This window comes from Erwinia pyri, assembly GCF_030758455.1.
Taxonomy (GTDB): Bacteria; Pseudomonadota; Gammaproteobacteria; order Enterobacterales; family Enterobacteriaceae; genus Erwinia; species Erwinia pyri.
This window is the reverse complement of record NZ_CP132353.1, coordinates 1408633-1429439: the sequence shown is the minus strand read 5'-3', so window position 1 is coordinate 1429439 and position 20807 is coordinate 1408633. Positions and strand designations below refer to the sequence as shown.

The window sequence follows — 20807 nt, the reverse complement described above, 5'->3', positions numbered from 1 at the left end:
TTACGGCCTTGTAGTTGAGATTGAAGCGGTATACCACTGCTGAATGTTACTCATCGCAGCATGTGAGGTGTCCAGAATCGGCTGTGGATAGATCCCCAACAGCACCAGCAGAACCACCAGCACCATAATCATCAGGAACTCACGAGCGGACATGCCGCGCAGAGGCGTTTCAGATTTTGGTGCGCCATAATAAGCGCGTTGCATCATGACCAGCGAGTAAACGGAGGCAAACACCAGACCGAAGGTGGCGATAACAATGATCACCGGCACCGTCTGGAAACTGCCGGTGAGGATCATGAATTCGCCAACAAAGTTACCGGTTCCCGGCATCCCCAGGTTAGCCACCGCAAAGAACAGCGACAGCCCTGGCAACCATTTGATGCGTGACCACAGGCCACCCATCTGACGCATATCACGGGTATGGAGACGTTCATAAAGCTGACCACACAGGATAAAGAGCGCAGCCGCGGAGAGGCCGTGTGCAATCATCTGCACTACCGCACCCTGGAACGCCAGCTGGCTGCCGGTGTAGATAGCAATCAGCACAAAGCCCATGTGTGAGATAGAGGTATAGGCGATCAGACGTTTAATATCGTACTGAGAGAAGGCCATCCACGCGCCGTAGAAGATACCGATGATACCTAACCACATGGCGATGGGCGCAAACTCCGCAGAGGCGTTCGGGAACAGCGGCAGCGCAAAACGCAGCAGACCGTAAGCTGCCGTCTTCAGCAGGATCCCTGCCAGGTCAACGGAACCTGCGGTTGGCGCCTGGCTGTGCGCATCCGGCAGCCAGCCGTGCAGCGGCACCACAGGCATTTTTACCGCGAAGGCGATAAAGAAGCCCAGCATCAGCAGGTACTCTACGGTGTGCGACATTGGCGTTTTCAACAGATCTTCATAGTTGAAGGTCCAGACGCCCGTCGCGTTGTAGTGCACAAACACCAGTGCCAGAATCGCAATCAGCATCACCAGACCGCTCGCCTGGGTGTAGATGAAGAATTTGGTGGCCGCAGTAATACGCGTTTTCCCGTCCGATGCCTTGTGTCCCCACAGCGCAATCAGGAAGTACATCGGTACCAGCATCATCTCCCAGAAGAAGAAGAACAGGAACATATCGATGGCCAGGAACACGCCAATTACGCCACCCAGGATCCAGAGCAGATTCAGGTGGAAAAAGCCCTGCCATTTCTCAATCTCATTCCACGAGCAGAGAATAGCCATGACGCCCAGCAGGCCGGTCAGCACCACCATCAGCAGCGAGAGGCCATCCAGCGCCAGATGCACGTTAATCCCGAAACGAGGGATCCACGACACCAGGAATTCAGACTGCCATTGCGGAAGACCCGCGGCCTGAGTCAGCGAATAGCCGCCCTGCAACCAGAGCTGCAAAGAGAGCGCCAGCGTCAGTCCCATCGAAATCAGCGCAATCCAGCGCGGCACTTTCGCGCCGAAGCGTTCAAGCTGCCAGCAGAGCAGGCCACCGATGAACGGGATGAGGATAAGCCAAGGTAGTAACATGGCGATTTGTTTCCCTTTTCTGAACCTGAATGGCGTGTCTCGCTGGCCATTTTTGCCCCCGCCTGCACGCCTCACATACCCACGTATGCTGCGACTGCTTGCGGCCCCGGACAAAACTGACTGCGCCGATAACGCCCAGTTTTCAGGTAATTTTCAACATTCTCTTGCCGAGGGACGAGAATTTACCCGTCCCACCAACTCAACTTTAGATCGTCATCAGCAGCGCCAGGACCACCACGGCCCCCACGCTCATTGAGGCAACGTACCAGCGCAGATAGCCGTTTTCGCTCACCACCAATCCTTTGTTAGCCAGGCGAGAGAACAGCGCCGGAATGTTCATCAGACCATTCAGCGGATCGCGTTGCAGCGCCCAGGCAACAAACAGATAAGGTTTCACGAAAACTTTGTCATACAGCCAGTCGAAGCCCCATGCGGCGAACCACCAAGTGCTGAAGAAGCGGCCTGGGGCGCTGTTAGCGATATTGCTCACCAGCGTGCGTTTGCCCAGCCACAGCACGGCCGCCAGCAGGATCCCGACGACAGCGACCACCCCAGAGGCGATCTCCAGGGTCAGAACGCTACCATGCGCCAGCTCAGCGGTCTCCGGCAGAACGCCTTTCAGCGGTGGAACGATCATCGCGCCAATAAAGGTTGAGAGGATAAGCAGCACAATAAGCGGCAGGTGATGGGTGATCCCTTTGCCGGCATGCGCGTGAATTTTCTCTTCGCCGTGGAAAGTGATAAAGATCATGCGGAAGGTATAGAGCGAAGTCATAAACGCCCCTGCCAGACCCGCTACCATCAGGTTCAGATGTCCATTAGCCAGCGCCCCGGCAAGGATTTCATCCTTACTGAAGAAGCCCGCCGTAATTAGCGGCAGCGCAGAGAGCGCCGCGCCCCCTACCAGGAAGCAGACATAAACCAGCGGAATGCTTTTACGCAGGCCGCCCATTTTGAAGATATTTTGCTCGTGATGACAGGCCAGGATCACCGAACCGGACGAGAGGAACAGCAGCGCTTTAAAGAACGCATGCGTCATCAGGTGGAAGATCGCCGCATCCCAGGCCTGTACCCCCAGCGCCAGGAACATATAGCCAATCTGGCTCATGGTAGAGTAAGCCAGCACGCGTTTGATGTCGGTCTGCACCAGCGCAGCGAAGCCCGCCAGCACCAGCGTAACCGCCCCGACAATGCCCACCAGATGCAGCACTTCAGGCGTCAGCAGGAACAGGCCATGACTACGGGCAATCAGATAGACGCCAGCCGTAACCATCGTCGCCGCATGGATCAACGCGGAAACAGGTGTCGGACCAGCCATCGCATCCGCCAGCCAGGTTTGCAGCGGCAGCTGGGCAGATTTACCGACCGCGCCACCCAGCAGCATCAACGTGGCCCACTGCAGCATGTGGTTATCTGCTGCAAAGTGCGCTGGCGCCAGCTCGACCATCTCACGGAAGTTCAGCGTACCCAGCTCGTTGTAGAGGATAAACAGGGCAAAAGCCAGGAACACGTCACCCACGCGGGTGATGATGAACGCTTTCATCGCCGCCGCGCCGTTATTCGGGTTGGTGTAATAGAAGCCGATCAGCAGATAGGAGCAGAGCCCCACTCCTTCCCAACCCAGATACATCAGCATCAGGTTATCGGCCAGCACCAGAACCACCATGCTGGCGATAAACAGGTTGGTGTAGGCGAAGAACCGGGAGTAGCCCTCTTCCCCACGCATATACCAGGAGGCGAACATGTGGATAAAGAAGCCGACGCCAGTCACCACCGAGAGCATAGTCAGCGAGAGACCATCCAGCGTGAAGTTGACGTCAATCTTAAAGTTGCCCACCTGCATCCAGGTCCAGAGCGCCTGAGTGTAAGGCGCCTGCCCCTGACTGAAAAAGTCCATGCCCACGAAAACCGTGGTCAGCGCCGCCAGGCCTACAGAGCCCATGCCAACGGTAGCAGAGAGATTTTCCGACCAGCGGCCGCGGGAAAAGGCCAGCAGTAAAAAGCCAATCAGCGGAAACAGTACTGTTAAATAGAGAAGATTCATCCGCGCATCTCGCTCACTTTATCAATGTTGAGGTTCTGGCTGCGACGATGAAGCTGAAGCAGCAGCGCCAGGCCGATACTGGCCTCAGCAGCGGCAAGGCTGATCGCCAGGATATACATCACCTGTCCGTCCGCCTGCCCCCAGTAGCTCCCCGCCACCACGAACGCCAGTGCAGCGGCGTTAATCATGATTTCAAGGCTTACCAACATAAACAGCAGGTTGCGGCGGATCACTACGCCGGTCAGTCCGAGGACAAACAGAATGGCCGCCAGAATCAGGCCGTGTTGCAGAGGGATCATGCGCGTTCCTCCTTGTTGCTTTTCGGAGCGTCACCCGGACGATTGCTTAACACTTCGCCCTGACGCTGTTCACGTCCGATATGGTAAGCCACCACCAGACCCGCCAGCAGCAGCATCGAAGCCAGCTCAACAGCCAGAACGTAAGGACCAAACAGGCTGATGCCCACCGCTTTCGCGTCGATCATCTTGCCGTCAATACCCTGATCGTTGATGGAGAGGATGGCGTAAACCATCACCACCAGCAGCACCAGAGAGAGCAGGCCAGGCCCCAGCCAGACGCCAGGCTTCAGCCATTCGCGCTCCTGCGCCTGAATGCTCTCACCCAGGTTCAGCATCATCACCACAAACACGAACAGCACCATGATCGCCCCGGCATACACGATGATCTCCAGCGCTCCAGCGAAATAGGCGCCCAACGAGAAAAAGACCCCGGCAACCGCCAGCAGGGAGATGATCAGATACAGTAGCGCGTGGACCGGGTTGGTATGGGTGATAACACGCAACGTTGTCAGCACCGCTACCAGTCCGCAAAGATAAAAAGCAAATTCCATGCCTGGCTCCTTAAGGTAACAAGCCCTTGACGTCGATAGGTTTAGCTTCGCTTTCGGCGTCGCCCTTGTCTTTCCCGTCGATCGCCATGCCCGCCATCCGGTAAAAGTTATATTCCGGGTACTTGCCGGGACCGGAGATCAGCAGATCTTCTTTCTCGTAAACCAGATCCTGACGCTTAAACTCACCCAGTTCAAAATCGGGGGTAAGCTGAATCGCAGTGGTCGGGCAAGCCTCTTCGCACAGGCCACAGAAAATGCAGCGCGAGAAGTTGATACGGAAGAACTCGGGATACCAACGGCCATCCTGCATTTCCGCTTTTTGCAGCGAAATACAGCCCACCGGGCAGGCCACGGCGCACAGGTTACAGGCCACGCAGCGCTCCTGGCCGTCCGGGTCACGCGTCAGCACGATGCGGCCACGGTAGCGCGGCGGCAGATAAACCGGCTCTTCCGGGTACATCATGGTTTCACGCTTGGCGAACGCATTCATGCCAATCAGGAAGATACTGCGTACCGTGGTGCCAAACCCAACCGCTATGTCTTTTAAATTCATAATGTTACCTCTTACTGCGCGTTGTACAGAATCACTGCGGCAGTCGCCAGCAGGTTCAACAGCGTCAACGGCAGACAAACTTTCCAGCCGAACGACATCACCTGGTCATAGCGTGGGCGCGGTAACGCAGCACGAATCAGAATGAACATCATCATGAAGAAGGCCGTTTTAAGGGCAAACCAGATAATGGGCGGCAGCCACGGGCCGTTCCAGCCGCCGAAGAACAGCGTCACGATCAGCGAAGAAACGGTCACAATGCCGACATATTCCCCCACAAAGAACAGGCCGAACTTCATACCGGCATATTCAATGTGGTAACCGTCGGCCAGCTCCTGCTCCGCTTCCGGCTGGTCAAAAGGATGACGGTGACAAACCGCAACGCCCGCGATGGCGAAGGTCAGGAAGCCGAGGAACTGCGGAATAACGTTCCACAGATGCTGCTGGCTGTTGACGATATCGACCATGTTGAACGAACCGGCCTGTGCCACAACGCCCATCAGCGAGAGGCCGAGGAACACTTCGTAGCTCAGCGTCTGCGCCGAGGCGCGCATAGCGCCAAGCAACGAGTATTTGTTGTTACTGGACCAGCCAGCGAACAGCACGGCATAGACTGCCAGACCAGCCATCATCAGGAAGAACAGCAGACCGATATTGAGATCTGCGCCCATCCAGGTAGAGGTAACCGGCACGATAGCCATCGCCAGCAGCAGCGAGGTGAAGGCGATCATCGGCGCCAGGGTAAAAATCACCCGGTCGGTAAACGGTGGCGTCCAGTCCTCTTTGAAGAACATTTTGATCATGTCCGCCACCAGCTGCAGCGAGCCGCCCCAGCCTACGCGGTTTGGCCCGTAGCGGTTCTGGAACAGGCCGAGCAGACGACGTTCGCCAAAGCTCATAAAGGCGCCGCAGCCTACCACCACCAACAGAATGACTAATGCTTTACCTACGGCAATCAGAACATCGATAACTTCCGGTGTCAGCCAGTTCATTGTGCCGCCTCCTGCATCTTGTCAATGTTGGCACCCAGCAGGAATGGCGGGATGCCCGGCATGCCGAGCGGCAGACCAACCTGCCCTGCCTGCAGCGTTCCGGAGAAGCGCACCGGCAGACGAAGGGTCTCACCTGCGCAGCTGAACTCCACTGACGAACCTGCGTTCACGCCAAGTTTTGCCGCGTCAGCCGGGTTTACCATCACATAAGGCTCAGGCATACGCTGCTGGATCACCGCAGAACGCTGAGACATCTCTTCGCTACCGAAGAGGTGGAAGTAAGGCGCCACGCGCCAGCTGTTGCTCTCACCAGCAAAGGCTGCTGGCACCACGTCAAACCAACCCAGCTGCGCATCACCCGCTTCAAACAGGCGCACGCCAGGGTCGCCGTTACGCAGTTTACCGCCCACTTCATCCTGGAACTTATTCCACGCCTGTGGGGAGTTCCAGCCTGGTGCCCAGGCAAAAGGAATTTGTGAACGGGCGGCCGACGGCTGGTTGTTCCCTTCCATAGAGAAGGCGAACATGGTGTCCTTATCCTGCGGCTGACGCGGCTCATGCACGCTGATATTGGCGCGTATGGCGGTACGACCGCTGGAGCGAATAGGAGAACGTGCCAGCTTCTGTCCGCGAATACGGAAGCTCGCATCCGGTGCCGCATCCTTGATGCCAGCCAGCTGCGGCAGCGCCGCAATACAGGCATCAATAACGTGATCGAGCTGGGTCCAGTCCGGCTGACGGCTGGTAATGGTGCTGGAGAGCGAGTGCAGCCAGCGCCAGCTTTCCAGCATTTCTATTCTGTCGTCGTAATAGGAAGGATCGTAAACCTGGAAGAAGCGCTGTGCGCGACCTTCCTGGTTCACCAGGGTGCCATCACTTTCCGCGAAGCTCGCGGTAGAGAGGATCAGCCCGGCTTTATCCGTGGTGGCGGTACGCTGGTGATCGATAACGATCACGTTAGCGGCGTTGCTTAACGCAGCATCCACTTTGGCTTTTGGCGCATGACGGTAGAGATCGTTTTCTAACACGATCACCGCATCTGCTGTACCGCTTTCCAGCTCGTCCAGCGCCGTCTCAAGCGGATGTCCGCCGATCATGCCCAGGCCAACGCTGTTGGCTGCGCCTGCCAGCAAAGTGATCCCCACGTCAGAGCCGCGTCCCTTCAATGCTTTGGCCACGTTCGCCGCCGCCTGAATCATCGCTTCGCTGCCGGCGTGAACCCCGGAAATAATCAGCGGTTTTTTGGCCCCCGCTAACGCCTGTACGATGACATCAATTTTGCCTGCCAGCGCGCGGTCAATGCCGCTAACCGCTGGCGCGGTCTCATCCAGGGCATTGGCAATCGCAAAGCCTAAACGCGCCTGATCTTCCACCGGCGCACAGTAGGTCCACGCGGCGATATCATCAAGACGGGTTTTATCGACATTGGTCACAAACAGCGGGTGTTTGGCGTTCTGGCCGATATTAAGAATGGCGGCGATCTGCCAGTCTGCCACTTTCTGGGCCGCTGCCATTTCGCGCGATTTGCCTTTCACCGCCTGACGAACGGAGAGTGCCACGCGTGCGCCAACCTGAGTCAAATCTTCACCCAGCACCAGCACCGCATCGTAACTTTCAATTTCACGCAGCGCAGGCGTATGTACGCCGCCGTCGCGCAGCACTTTCAGCATCAGCTCCAGACGCGCCTGCTCGGCCGCCGGAATACCGGTGGAGAAATTCTCTGCGCCCACCAGATCGCGCAGCGCAAAGTTGCTCTCGACGCTGGCGCGCGGTGAACCAATGCCGATCACTTTCTTCGCCTGGCGCAACACATCTGCCGCACCCTGCATTGCCTGGTCGGCATTCAGCGCGATCCAGTCATTGCCGCGACGCTGCATCGGCTGGCGGGGACGATCTTTCAGGTTTACGTAGCCATAGCCGAAGCGGCCACGGTCGCACAGGAAATAGTGGTTGATGCTGCCGTTATAGCGGTTTTCGATACGACGAAGCTCGCCATAGCGCTCACCCGGGCTGATATTGCAGCCGACGCTGCACTGCTGGCAGATGCTCGGGGCATACTGCATATCCCACTTACGGTTATAGCGCTCTGAGTGCGTTTTATCGGTAAACACGCCAGTCGGACAAACTTCCACCAGATTACCGGAGAACTCGCTTTCCAGCGTGCCATCTTCCGGGCGACCAAAGTAGACGTTGTCATGGGCGCCATACACGCCAAGATCGGTGCCATCAGCATAATCTTTGTAGTAACGCACGCAGCGATAGCAGGCGATACAGCGGTTCATTTCGTGAGAGATGAACGGGCCGAGATCCTGATTGCGGTGCGTACGCTTGGTAAAGCGGTAGCGGCGGAAGCTGTGGCCGGTCATCACGGTCATATCCTGAAGGTGGCAGTTACCGCCCTCTTCGCAGACCGGACAATCGTGCGGGTGGTTGGTCATCAGCCACTCCACAACGCTTTCGCGAAACTCTTTCGCTTCACCATCATCAATAGAGATAAAGGTGCCGTCAGACGCTGGTGTCATACAGGACATCACCAGGCGACCACGGGTATCTTCGGCATTCTGGAATTGCTTCACCGCACACTGGCGGCAGGCACCGACGCTACCGAGCGCCGGGTGCCAGCAAAAATAAGGAATATCTAAGCCGAGGGAGAGGCAAGCCTGCAGCAGGTTGTCCGCGCCATCAACATCATATTCTTTACCGTCTACATGAATTGTAGCCATAGTGAACATGCTTCCGTAAGGCCCGTCAGAGACGGGCGTTAATCAATTCAGCGTTTACCAGCGAGCCTTTAACAGGTTTGACTGGATACCGGCAATGGCGTGCGCATTGCTGAAGACCTGAGTCGCAATACCTGCCTCAAACTCTTCGCGGAAATATTTAATTGCGCTTTGCAGTGGCTCTACTGCACCTGGCGCATGCGCACAGAAGGTTTTGCCCGGGCCGAGCTGGCGGCAGAGTTGCAGCAGGGTTTCGATATCCCCCGGCTGGCCCTCTTTGCGCTCCAGCGCGCGGAGGATTTTTACGCTCCACGGCAGGCCGTCGCGGCATGGCGTACACCAGCCGCAGGATTCACGGGCAAAAAACTCTTCCAGGTTACGTACCAGCGACACCATGTTGATTTCATGGTCAACTGCCATCGCCAGCGCCGTGCCCAGACGGCTGCCCGCTTTGCCTATGCTGGCAAACTCCATCGGCAGGTCGAGATGGGCATCGGTCAGGAAATCCGTTCCCGCGCCGCCCGGCTGCCAGGCTTTAAATTTCAGGCCATCGCGCATGCCGCCCGCATAATCTTCAAGGATTTCACGCGCGGTGGTACCAAACGGCAGCTCCCAGACGCCTGGGTTTTTCACCCGGCCAGAGAAGCCCATCATTTTGGTGCCGGTATCGTCGCTGCCGGAAATCCCCTTGTACCACTCCACGCCATTGGCGAGGATAGCGGGCACGTTAGAGAGGGTTTCCACATTATTCACGCAGGTGGGCTTGCCCCATGCGCCTGCTGAAGCAGGGAATGGCGGCTTGGAGCGTGGGTTAGCACGACGCCCTTCCAGCGAGTTGATCAGCGCCGTCTCTTCACCGCAAATGTAGCGACCCGCGCCGGTGTGAACGATCAGTTCAAAGTCAAAACCGGTGCCGAGAATATTTTTCCCGAGATAACCCGCTTCAGTTGCCTCCGCAATCGCCCGACGAAGATTCACAGCGGCTTCAATGTACTCACCACGCAGGAAGATGTAGCCGCGGTAGGCTTTCAGCGCAAAGGCGCTGATCAGCATTCCTTCCACCAGCTGATGCGGCATCTGCTCCATCAGCAGGCGGTCTTTATAGGTGCCCGGCTCCATCTCATCAGCGTTACACAGCAGATAACGGATGTTCATCGACTCATCTTTCGGCATCAGGCTCCACTTCAGTCCCGTGGAGAAGCCTGCGCCGCCGCGCCCTTTCAGTCCTGAGTCCTTCACCGCCGCCACGATCTCATCCTGTGACATCGTTTTCAGCGCTTTTTCTGCACCGGCGTAGCCGTTTGTACTGCGATATTCGTCGAAAAATACCGGCTGCTTGTCATCGCGCATACGCCATGTCAGCGGATGCATCTCCGCAGTACGAATGATCTGTTTGAATGTCATTGATACTGCTCCAGCAGATTGGCGATATTTTCCGGCGTCAGGTGGACGTGGGTATCTTCATCCACCATCATTGTCGGCCCTTTGTCACAGTTGCCCAGGCAGCAGGTCGGCAGCAGCGTGAAGCGGCCATCTGCGGTAGTCTGGCCTGGCTTGATGTTCAGGTTATCTTCAAGCGCAGCCTGAATGCCCTGGAAGCCGGTAATATGACAAACCACGCTGTCACAGTAGCGGATCACATGACGGCCAACCGGCTGACGGAAGATCTGGCTGTAAAACGTTGCCACGCCTTCCACGTCGCTGGCGGGGATGCCCAGCACCTCAGCAATGGCATTGATCGCTCCATCCGGCACCCAGCCACGCTGCTTCTGCACGATTTTCAGTGCTTCAATAGAGGCGGCCCGGGCATCTTCGTAATGGTGCTTTTCATGTTCAATGGCATCGTGCTCAAAAGCACTCAGAACAAAGGCCTCGTTATCTTCGATCGTTTCGATCGCAATTCTTTGATCGTGCATAATTAGCGGTCCACGTCTGACATAACAAAATCGATACTACCGAGGTATACGATCAGATCGGATACCAGGCTGCCGTTGATCACTGACGGGATCTGCTGCAGGTGCGGGAAGCTTGGCGTACGCACGCGGGTGCGGTAGCTCATGGTGCTGCCGTCACTGGTCAGGTAGTAGCTGTTGATCCCTTTAGTCGCTTCAATCATCTGGAAGGATTCGTTCGCCGGCATTACCGGGCCCCACGAAACCTGCAGGAAGTGCGTAATCAGGGTTTCGATATGCTGCAGCGTGCGCTCTTTCGGCGGCGGCGTGGTCAGCGGGTGATCCGCTTTAAACGGCCCTTCCGGCATGTTGTTGAGGCACTGTTCAAGAATACGCAGGCTCTGGCGCATCTCTTCCATCTTCAGCATCACACGGGTGTAGGCACAGCTGACGCCATCGCCGATTGGCACTTCAAAATCGAAATTCTCGTAGCCGGAGTAAGGACGCCATTTACGCACGTCAAAGTCCAGACCCGTAGCACGCAGACCTGCGCCGGTGGTTCCCCAGGCCAGCGCCTCTTCCAGGTTGTAAGCCGAGACGCCTTTCGCACGGCCAATCAGCACCGAGTTTTTCAGAGCAGTTTGTTCGTAGGATTTAAGACGTTTTGGCATCCAGTTGAGGAAGTCACGCAGCAGGCCATCCCAACCTTTCGGCAAATCATGCGCCACGCCGCCGATGCGGAACCAGGCCGGATGCATACGGAACCCGGTGATAGCTTCCACCACGTCGTAAATTTTCTGGCGATCGGTAAAGGCAAAGAACACCGGAGACATCGCCCCAACGTCCTGAATAAAGGTAGAAATATAGAGCAAGTGGCTGTTTATGCGGAACAGCTCTGAAAGCATCACGCGGATGACGTCAACGCGCTCCGGCACTTTGATCCCGGCCAGCTTTTCAACAGCCAGCACATAGGGCATCTCATTGACGCAACCGCCGAGGTATTCGACGCGATCGGTGTAAGGAATGTAGCTGTGCCAGGACTGGCGCTCGCCCATCTTCTCTGCGCCACGATGGTGATAACCGATATCCGGCACGCAGTCGACAATCTCTTCGCCATCCAGCTGCAGGATGATACGGAAAGCCCCGTGCGCCGAAGGGTGGTTAGGACCGAGGTTGAGGAACATAAAGTCCTCATTGGCGGTGCCACGCTTCATACCCCACTCTTCCGGCTTAAAGGTCATCTGCTCCATCGCCAGGTCTTCCGTCTGCTTCGTCAGCTGAAACGGATCGAACTCCGTGGCGCGCGCAGGATAATCCTTACGCAGCGGGTGCCCTTCCCAGTCCTGCGGCATCATGATGCGCGTCAGGTGCGGGTGCCCATCAAAGGTGATGCCAAACATTTCCCAGGTTTCGCGCTCATACCAGTTGGCATTAGCGAAAATTTTGGTGAGGGTCGGCAGATGCAGGTCTTTTTCAGACAGCGCCACCTTGAGCATGATGTCGCGGTTACGTTCAATAGAGAGGAAATGATAGAAAACGGAAAAATCCGCCGCCGGCAAACCGGCGCGGTGAGTACGCAAACGCTCATCCATCCCGTGAAGGTCATACAGCATCACGTAAGGTTTCGGCAGCTTGCGCAGGAACTCAGTGATTTCCAACAGCTGCTCACGCTTAACCCACACTACCGGCACGCCGGTACGGGTTGGTTGCACGGTAAAGGCATCAGGCCCAAAACGGTTACGCAGCTCGCCGATCACCGGGTCGTCCAGGTGATCGTGGGTTTGCCATTCAGGCTGAGCGAGATCTTGCGTGGTTAAATCTGTCATAAGTTGTTCACCCTGTGGGCCTGCTGACAGGCACTCAGTATTGGCGTCAGGATGGGCCGTGCGCGTGTTGTGATTTTTATGCGCTGCAAGTCAGGCCACATCCATAAACTGCTCTACCTGGTTCTTATGACGCGGCCCTTAAGTCAGAGGCGACAGGCAGCGTCAGCGGGGGGTAGCGGTTAAATTTCGTCAGGCGAACGCAGATTAGTGACGGCAATGCGTTCACCCTGCTTTCTTTCACGCTCTGACTGCATGTTGGCGCGGTAAACACCCTGATCGCCTACTACCCAGGAGAGGGGGCGACGTTCTTTACCGATCGACTCCTGCAGCAGCAGCAGTGCCTGCATATAGGCTTCAGGGCGCGGGGGGCAGCCCGGAATATAGACGTCGACAGGCAGGAATTTATCCACGCCCTGAACCACAGAGTAGATGTCATACATGCCACCAGAGTTGGCGCAGGCACCCATTGAGATCACCCACTTCGGCTCCAGCATCTGGTCATACAGACGCTGAATAACCGGAGCCATCTTGGTGAAAGGCGTACCGGCAACCACCATGAAATCAGCCTGACGCGGCGAGGCACGGATAACTTCCGAACCAAATCGTGCTACGTCATGCACCGAGGTGAATGAGGTGGTCATCTCAACGTAACAGCATGAAAGGCCGAAGTTAAACGGCCACAATGAGTTTTTACGTCCCCAGTTCACCATGTCATGCAGGGCGTGTTCCAGCTTGCCCATATAGACGCTCTGGTGAACGTGCTTTTCCAGGGGATCGGTCACGATCTCCTGTTTCTGTAATGGGTAACGGTCATTCTCGCCGTTCGGGTCCGCGCGGGTGAGCGTGTAGTCCATCTTTAAGCCTCGCTTTTACTGCGTATGACGGTTGGAATGCGAGATAGTAGTTGGCTTGACGACCACACGACGAGGTGCAGGCGCCCAGTCCAGCGCGCGAATACGCACCAGGTAAACCAAACCAGCAAGCAGTACCAAAATGAAAATTGCGGCTTCCACGAAACCGACCCAGCCGCTTTCACGGATTGCTGTCGACCACGCGTATAAATAGAGGGCTTCAACGTCGAAGATGACGAAGAACATGGCCACCAGGTAGAACTTGGCAGACATGCGAAGGTGGGTAGTGCCTACTGAGGGCGCACCGGACTCAAAAGGCGTGTTGGTATACCTGCCACGGGCTTTACCGCCTAAAAACCATGCTCCAGCCAGCATTGCACAACAAAGGCCGATAGCGACGATCAGGAATACAGCAAAAGCCCAGTTATGGGCCATAACGTCGGAAGTAGTTGACATACGCTCTGCTTAACTCAACAAGGGGTAAAAGGTGTTCTGCTCTGTTCCGGCAGTTAACCCACCCCATCGATTCAAGGGAAAAAATAAAAAACCTTATAAACTTTGCTGACTTTTTTGATTAGGCAGCGATTTTATGTGGTTTTTTACTCCTTTCTATAACCTTCTGTCAACTTTGACAAAAGTATCCACACATTAATTTACACCCGCAGCATTTATTTAACATTAATTGCGCAATTATTCAGCTAAATCGAGTCAGTCAGGGCTGCGTGGTAAAGTGTAGCGGGTATTTCCCTGCATGGATCGCGGTTTTAACAAACTCTATTTTCGCAGGATTCAGCCGTTTTTCCTTCCCCTTAATGGGGCTATTTTTTTGATCCAGCACACAGTTTTATCTTTTATGATGCAAAATTCAGCGGTTTAACCTGCGCAAAATCAATTCAATGATGGCTTATCAACGAGGCTGGATGAGCAGGCAGCGCCAATAATACTAACGATTACTTTTAAAACGGGGTAGAAACTTCGGGGGATAAAAAAGGAGACATAGAGCAGAGATAAAGCTTATAAAAAAGCCTCCCAGCGAGAAAAAGCACTGAGAGGCTTTATTGAGAGACACTTTGCTGATTAATCAATAGAAATTAACAGGTAAAGATATCTGCAGCCATTTTTTCTATTCGTCTTCATCACTAAATGAAGCGCTGTCCTGACCGGCCGTAATCAGATTATAAGGATCGTTACTCGATTCCATCGCATTAAAGATAGCCAGCGCCAGCTCGTTGTCGCTTTCAGGATTACGGCACAGCAGATATTCCGTATCCGGCAGCACAGGCAAGCCTTCTGCAGCACCCATCACACGAAGTTCAGGGCTCATCATCTCTACTGGTCGGGCAGTAACGCCCAGACCCGCTTTCACCGCTGCGCGTACCGCCGCAAGAGTAGAAGCGACATAAGAGATGCGCCACGGAATACCCGCCTCATTGAGGTGGTCAATGGCCATATCGCGATAAGGGCTCGGCTCATCCAGCAGCACCAGAGGAATCGCTTCCCCGCGCTGGAAAATGTAGTCGGCGGCGCAATACCAAAGCGTTGGTGAGGTGCGTAGTACCTGCCAGGTGAAGTTCATCGGACTGGAGGTGGTAACAACAAGATCCACTTCGCCCTGATTCAACATCTCCATCATAAACGGATTACGCTTCACTCTGACGTCAATAGCCAGCTTGGGATAAACGGACGTAACGCGGTTCAGCAGGAAAGGCAGAATAGTATCGGACGTATCGTCAGAGGCACCAATAGTGAGTACACCCTGAATGTTGCTGTACATCAGAGAGGTACAGGCTTCATCATTAAAACGCAGTATTTTTCTGGCGTAGCCCAGAAGCTGGATACCATGCTCCGTCAATAATTTGTTACGTCCATGTCTGGCAAACAGCTCTTTGCCCACCAATTGTTCCAGACGCTGCATCTGCTGGCTCACAGCTGACTGCGTTCTGCAGACCGCGGCTGCCGCAGCAGCAAAGGTATTCAGATCGGCAACAGCAACAAATGTTCTCAGCAGATCGAGGTCAAGATTAAGGATCGGACGATTTGCACTAGTCATGTTTTCTTCACTTTATAAGTTTTTTACGAACAGCTACCCTGGTGTTATTACCTTTCATATCAAAGGGATATGGTAGTAATCAATGCATAATGCCTGACGAAATGCGTCCAGCATTACTTTGCTTCGCAGACATGGAAACCTCAACAGCCTGAATATCCCCGGCACAAGGCCGCAGGTGAAGCTGAAGACAGTTTGTTCCGTCTGATACATCATCAATGAATACAGCACCAACCCATAAGAAGCGGAAAGCGGTGCTTAAATGGTCAATTGACTCCGCCAGCCTGACAGAGACTCAGGCAACGGCGCTATTAATGTAAAACAACCATCTAAAAATGAACGTCCAGAACGCTGCACGGGCAGCGGAATAATGATAAGCACTACTTAAGCTTACCGGTGACAGAATCGAGCTTAATATCACCTGAAAAACCTGCACGCCTGGTGCAAGCTCCTCTGAATGTTATCCTGACATACTGTCGATTATTTTTTAAGCCCCAATCCTATTATTCTTATCAATAAAGTAACATTTTATTGGCTAAAGCCTCTCCAGTAAGCCTTTGCCGGTGAAAATTTTTCACTGGCCCATGCTCCAGTACAGTCTGGGCCTGAATCGGTTAAACCAGGTCTCTGTACACACCCAAACAGCCCCTAACGCAAATAGCTCACTTTATCATCACTCAATTAAGACATTTTTGACAGTTACGAAGTTCATCAATTCATCTAATTTTACCAAATACTTACAGAAAAGAGCCTTTTCGCTCCTGAGCCGCGCCTGTTGAGTTGATGAATCACCCCACTTAACAGTTATATGTATCGATTTTAATTCATATATAAGAATATTATTCCAGCCTGATGCGCCGTTGCGTTTTCTCCTGCCAGGCCGGCATGTTTTCCTCCGGGAACGTTCCAAAGCCCTGAGATGCCCTTCAAAAGCGCCAAAGAGAAGAGTACATTGTGCGAGGTCGTTTTCCATGGCAGGAAGGCAGTTGTGTATGTTTAAGGCGAGAGAAATGAATCCAATAGAAAAATCAGGCAAGCTGGATAACGTGTGTTATGACATCCGTGGCCCGGTATTAAAAGAAGCAAAGCGTCTTGAGGAAGAAGGGAATAAAGTTCTCAAGCTGAATATAGGGAATCCAGCCCCGTTTGGTTTTGAAGCCCCTGATGAGATCCTGGTCGATGTGATCCGTAATTTACCGGGTGCCCAGGGCTATTGCGATTCAAAAGGCCTCTATTCTGCCCGTAAAGCGATTGTGCAGCACTATCAGGCTCGCGGCATGCGGGATATGACGGTTGAAGATGTCTATATCGGCAACGGCGTATCCGAACTGATCGTGCAGTCCATGCAGGCACTGCTGAATACCGGCGATGAAATGCTGGTGCCTGCCCCCGATTATCCGCTGTGGACCGCAGCGGTCTCGCTTTCCGGCGGCAATGCGGTGCACTATCTCTGTGATGAGTCGGCTGGCTGGTTCCCCGACCTGGACGATATCCGCAGTAAAATTACGCCGCGCACGCGGGGGATTGTGATTATCAACCCCAATAACCCAACGGGTGCGGTCTACAGTAAAGAACTTCTGCTGGAAGTTGTAGAGCTGGCGCGTCAGCATAATCTGATCATTTTTGCTGATGAAATTTACGACAAAATTTTGTATGACGCCGCTCAGCATCACTCCATCGCTACGCTTGCGCCCGATCTGTTGACCATTACCTTCAACGGTTTATCAAAAACCTATCGCGTGGCGGGTTTCCGTCAGGGTTGGATGGTGTTGAACGGCCCGAAAAAGCACGCTAAAGGTTATATTGAGGGGCTGGAGATGCTGGCCTCTATGCGCCTGTGTGCCAACGTACCTGCACAGCATGCTATTCAGACCGCGCTCGGCGGCTATCAGAGCATCAGCGAGTTTATCGTGCCGGGCGGCAGGCTCTATGAGCAACGCAACAGGGCGTGGGAACTGATCAACGATATTCCGGGCGTCAGCTGCGTGAAGCCCGCCGGGGCGCTCTATATGTTTCCCCGCATCGATGCGAAGAAATTCAACCTGAAGGATGACCAGAAAATGGTGCTGGACTTCCTGTTACAGGAAAAAGTGCTGCTGGTTCAGGGAACGGCATTTAACTGGCCTGAGCCGGATCATGTCCGTATTGTCACCCTGCCTCACGTGCACGAGCTGGAGATGGCTATTGGCAAATTTGGCCGCTTCCTTGAAGGTTATCGTCAGTAAGCGGTAGCAAAGGCGCCCTCTTATTGCACTGCCGCTGCGGTAAGGATGGCGCTATACTGGCCGAAGGGGAACGTTCTGTTGGTTCCCCGCAGTCTTGCCACAGGAAACCGCATCCCATGAATCAGAGCCATTTTTTCGCCCATCTCTCCCGTCTTAAGCTCATCAATCGCTGGCCGCTGATGCGCAATGTCCGCACCGAGAATGTCTCCGAACACAGCTTACAGGTGGCGATGGTCGCTCACGCGCTTGCCGTTATTAAAAATCAAAAGTTTAACGGTAATCTGAATGCTGAACGCATCGCGCTGATGGCGATGTATCACGATGCCAGTGAAGTGCTGACCGGCGATCTACCCACGCCGGTGAAGTATTACAACGCGCAGATTGCGCATGAATATAAAAAAATTGAAAAAATTGCCCAGCAGAAGCTGATTGAGATGCTGCCGGAAGAGTTGCGTAACGCCTACCGGCCGCTGCTGGATGAGCAGCAGCACAGCGAAGTTGAAAAGGCGATCGTCAAACAGGCCGATGCGCTTTGTGCCTATCTGAAATGCCTTGAAGAGCTTTCCGCAGGCAACCATGAGTTCCAGCTGGCAAAAGCGCGGCTGGAAAAAACCCTGATCGAACGCCACAGCCCGGAGATGGATTACTTTGTTGAGGTATTTGTCCCCAGCTTCAGCCTCTCACTGGATGAGATCAGCCAGGAGTCGCTTTAACCCTTAAAACGGGAAAAGCAGCGGTACCAGTAATACGCTGACCGCCATGATAATCAGGGTAAAGGGCACGCCGATTTTCATAAAATCGCCAAACCGATATCCGCCAGGTCCCAGCACCAGGGTGTTCACCGGTGAGGATACCGGCGTCATAAAGGCAGCAGAAGCTGCCACCGCCACTATCATGGTGAACGGATAGGGCGAAAGCCCCATCTGTTGTGCAGCGGCCACGCCCACAGGCGCCATCAACACTGCCGTAGCGGTATTGGAGATGAACAGGCCGATAGTCGCACAGAGTATAAATAGGCAGAGCAGCATAACGTGCGGGCTTTTTCCGCCCGCCACATCCATCAGACCCGCTACGATCAGCGCCACGCCGCCCGTTTTTTGCAAAGCGAGAGCAAACGGCATCATCCCAACGATCAGTATCAACCCAGGCCAGTGAACAGAACGGTAGGCGCTCTCCATATCTATACAGCGGAATTTACCCATCAGCAGGCAGGCGATCAGCGCGGCAACGGGATTGGGAATAGCCTCTGTCATCATCATAGCGACCATCAACGCCAGGCAAAAAATGGCATGAGGAGCCTGGCTGGCCGCTGGCGCGACGTCGTCAACTTCCGCCGGTAAACTCAACAGGATAAGATCGCGTTTTTGCTGCTGAATGGCCCGTATCTTTTTCCAGTCGCCGATCACCAGTAGCGTATCGCCCAGCTCCAGCGGCTGCCCGGTCAGCTTACCCTCCAGCACTTCGCCCCGCCGCCGGATGCCGACTACGCTGACATCATGGCGTGAGCGAAAGGCAATATCGCTCAGCGTTTTCCCCAGCAGCGCTGAATCGGGAATAATAATGGCTTCTGCCATGCCGACGTCCCTGGCGCGCTCGGAGAAGTAGTCGCCGCGTAAAATCATCGGCTCAAGCAGCCATTCGCTGCAAAATTCACGCAGGTCTATGCCAGAATCTGACATATCGATCAGCAAAACGTCGCGCGCACGGAAGGTAGTCTCAGCAGTTACCGGCACCATTACCCTGCGAAATTTACGCCAGCGCTCCAGCCCTACCACGTTGATGCCATAGCGTTCGCGTAGTTGCAGATCGTCCAGGCGTTGCCCGATAAGAGGTGACCCCACCCGCAGGCCAAGCCGCCTGGCTCTGCCACTCAGTTTGTAGTCCCGGATCAGATCTCGAAAGGTTCGCCGCAACTGCTGCTTACTGCTCTCTTCCCGCCCCGGCGTCACCAGCCAGAAGCGGGCTACCAGCATGTAACCAATGCCCAGCAGCAGCGCCACAATGCCCAGTGGCGTCACGTCAAAAAAGCCAAACCCTTTCAGCCCTTCCCGCTGCAGCTCGCTGTTAATGATCAGATTGGGCGGCGTGGCGACCAGCGTCATCATGCCGCTGATCAGTCCGGCAAAGCTTAGCGGCATCATCAGCCTGCCCGGCGAGCTGCCCATCTTCGCCGCCACGCTGAGCACTACAGGAATAAAAATGGCCACCACGCCGGTTGAGCTCATCACGGCTCCCAGTCCGGCAACGGTAAGCATCAGCAGCACCAGCATTCTGCTTTCGCTGTTGCCCGCCATTTTGATCAGCCAGTCGCCCATATTCAGCGCCACGCCCGTTCTTACCAGCCCTTCTCCAATAATGAAAAGTGCCGCTATCAGGATGACGTTGGGATCGCTGAAGCCGAGCGTGGCCTCCTGCAGCGTCAGCGTGCCGCTGAGCACAAAGGCAATAATCACCAGCAGCGCAACGACATCCATACGCAGCTTGCCGGAGATAAATAGCGCGATGGCGATCAGCAGAAGGGAAACTACCCAGATCAGTTCTTTGTTCACGACGGAGTCTCTGTACAGGGAACACCAGGAGATCATCACATAAAAAAAACCCCGCTATAGCGGGGTTACATCATCTCTTAGTGTTTTCGGTGCACATCGATCGTGCCGTCTGGATTTTTGTGTATGATCAGCTCATCCAGCGACGTCAGCAGCATATCCACATCTTCCAGCCTCGTCGCACCAGCAGGTGCATTGACGGCAATGACATGGCAGCCTGCAGCAAGACCAGAAAGAATACCGGCGGCAGCATCCTCCACCACCACGCACTCTTCCGGCTCAAGCTCAAGCAGCTGCGCGCCAAGCAGGTAAGCATCAGGTTCCGGTTTGCCATTCTGCACACGCTCTGCGGTGACAAACTCTTCAGGTTCAGGCAGCCCGGCCGCTTTGCGACGGGCGGAAGCAACCGGCATCGAACCGGAAGTCACGATAGCCCAGGGGATCTCCAGCTCCGTCAGCGTAGCAAGAAGCTGCTGAGCGCCCGGCAGAGCGGTGATGCCGTCAGTATCTTCAGCCTCGATTTTTTCGAGGGCAAAGAACTCCTGCTGAATCGCCTCTTCCGACGCTCCAGCCATAAAATGACGCAGTGAGGTAATAGCCTGCTTGCCATGAATGAAGTTCAGCACTTCATCTGCCGCAATGCCGTGCCGCGATGCCCAGTTCACCCAGGCGCGTTCGACCACCGGTAATGAATCCACCAGCGTGCCGTCCAGATCAAACAGAAAACCTTTACACTTCACTAC

17 protein-coding genes are annotated in these 20807 nt (G+C 54.8%); 2 read left to right on the top strand and 15 right to left on the bottom strand.

Features of this window, described 5'->3' with window-relative positions; genetic code table 11:
- From nuoM to lrhA, 13 genes are all read right to left on the bottom strand, one after another.
- Positions 1-1521, bottom strand: coding sequence for an NADH-quinone oxidoreductase subunit M (gene nuoM / locus Q3V30_RS06745; protein WP_306211602.1), 1521 nt, complete (start codon positions 1519-1521; stop codon positions 1-3).
- A 205-nt stretch (positions 1522-1726) separates the two neighbouring features.
- Positions 1727-3565 (bottom strand): NADH-quinone oxidoreductase subunit L, encoded by a 1839-nt coding sequence (nuoL, locus tag Q3V30_RS06740; protein ID WP_306211600.1) that lies wholly within the window; start codon positions 3563-3565, stop codon positions 1727-1729.
- Positions 3562-3864, bottom strand: coding sequence for an NADH-quinone oxidoreductase subunit NuoK (gene nuoK, locus Q3V30_RS06735; RefSeq protein ID WP_306211598.1), 303 nt, complete (start codon positions 3862-3864; stop codon positions 3562-3564). Before nuoK ends, nuoL begins: the two co-directional genes overlap by 4 nt.
- Positions 3861-4415 carry an NADH-quinone oxidoreductase subunit J gene (gene nuoJ, locus Q3V30_RS06730; RefSeq protein WP_306211597.1) on the bottom strand — a complete coding sequence of 185 codons (555 nt, stop codon included), beginning with the start codon at positions 4413-4415 and terminating at the stop codon, positions 3861-3863. Before nuoJ ends, nuoK begins: the two co-directional genes overlap by 4 nt.
- A gap of 10 nt (positions 4416-4425) precedes the next feature.
- Complete coding sequence (gene nuoI, locus Q3V30_RS06725; protein ID WP_306211595.1) at positions 4426-4968, bottom strand: NADH-quinone oxidoreductase subunit NuoI; 543 nt, start codon at positions 4966-4968, stop codon at positions 4426-4428.
- A gap of 11 nt (positions 4969-4979) precedes the next feature.
- Positions 4980-5957: an NADH-quinone oxidoreductase subunit NuoH gene (gene nuoH, locus Q3V30_RS06720; protein WP_306211593.1), complete on the bottom strand. Its 978-nt coding sequence runs from the start codon at positions 5955-5957 to the stop codon at positions 4980-4982.
- Positions 5954-8680, bottom strand: a complete 2727-nt coding sequence (nuoG, locus tag Q3V30_RS06715; RefSeq protein ID WP_306211592.1) for an NADH-quinone oxidoreductase subunit NuoG — start codon at positions 8678-8680, stop codon at positions 5954-5956. Before nuoG ends, nuoH begins: the two co-directional genes overlap by 4 nt.
- A gap of 54 nt (positions 8681-8734) precedes the next feature.
- Complete coding sequence (gene nuoF, locus Q3V30_RS06710; RefSeq protein WP_306211589.1) at positions 8735-10081, bottom strand: NADH-quinone oxidoreductase subunit NuoF; 1347 nt, start codon at positions 10079-10081, stop codon at positions 8735-8737.
- Positions 10078-10593: an NADH-quinone oxidoreductase subunit NuoE gene (gene nuoE / locus Q3V30_RS06705; protein WP_306211588.1), complete on the bottom strand. Its 516-nt coding sequence runs from the start codon at positions 10591-10593 to the stop codon at positions 10078-10080. Before nuoE ends, nuoF begins: the two co-directional genes overlap by 4 nt.
- A gap of 2 nt (positions 10594-10595) precedes the next feature.
- Positions 10596-12395: an NADH-quinone oxidoreductase subunit C/D gene (gene nuoC, locus Q3V30_RS06700; RefSeq protein WP_306211586.1), complete on the bottom strand. Its 1800-nt coding sequence runs from the start codon at positions 12393-12395 to the stop codon at positions 10596-10598.
- Between the two features lie 179 nt (positions 12396-12574).
- Positions 12575-13249, bottom strand: coding sequence for a NuoB/complex I 20 kDa subunit family protein (locus Q3V30_RS06695; protein WP_306211584.1), 675 nt, complete (start codon positions 13247-13249; stop codon positions 12575-12577).
- 15 nt (positions 13250-13264) lie between these two features.
- Positions 13265-13702, bottom strand: coding sequence for an NADH-quinone oxidoreductase subunit A (locus Q3V30_RS06690; RefSeq protein WP_306211582.1), 438 nt, complete (start codon positions 13700-13702; stop codon positions 13265-13267).
- A gap of 667 nt (positions 13703-14369) precedes the next feature.
- Positions 14370-15296, bottom strand: coding sequence for a transcriptional regulator LrhA (lrhA, locus tag Q3V30_RS06685; RefSeq protein ID WP_306211580.1), 927 nt, complete (start codon positions 15294-15296; stop codon positions 14370-14372).
- 1007 nt (positions 15297-16303) lie between these two features.
- Here lrhA and Q3V30_RS06680 point away from each other — a divergent pair.
- Complete coding sequence (locus tag Q3V30_RS06680; protein ID WP_306211578.1) at positions 16304-17518, top strand: pyridoxal phosphate-dependent aminotransferase; 1215 nt, start codon at positions 16304-16306, stop codon at positions 17516-17518.
- Positions 17519-17634: 116 nt separating this feature from the next.
- Entirely contained in the window at positions 17635-18231 is a 597-nt protein-coding gene (gene yfbR, locus Q3V30_RS06675; RefSeq protein WP_306211576.1) for a 5'-deoxynucleotidase, read from the top strand.
- A 3-nt stretch (positions 18232-18234) separates the two neighbouring features.
- Here the strand turns inward: yfbR and Q3V30_RS06670 are convergent, their stop codons facing one another.
- Entirely contained in the window at positions 18235-20067 is a 1833-nt protein-coding gene (locus Q3V30_RS06670) for an SLC13 family permease (RefSeq protein WP_306211574.1), read from the bottom strand.
- Positions 20068-20144: 77 nt separating this feature from the next.
- A complete protein-coding gene (locus Q3V30_RS06665) occupies positions 20145-20804 on the bottom strand; it encodes a sugar phosphatase (RefSeq protein ID WP_306211572.1) in 660 nt (219 codons plus the stop codon).
- Positions 20805-20807: the final 3 nt, after the last annotated feature.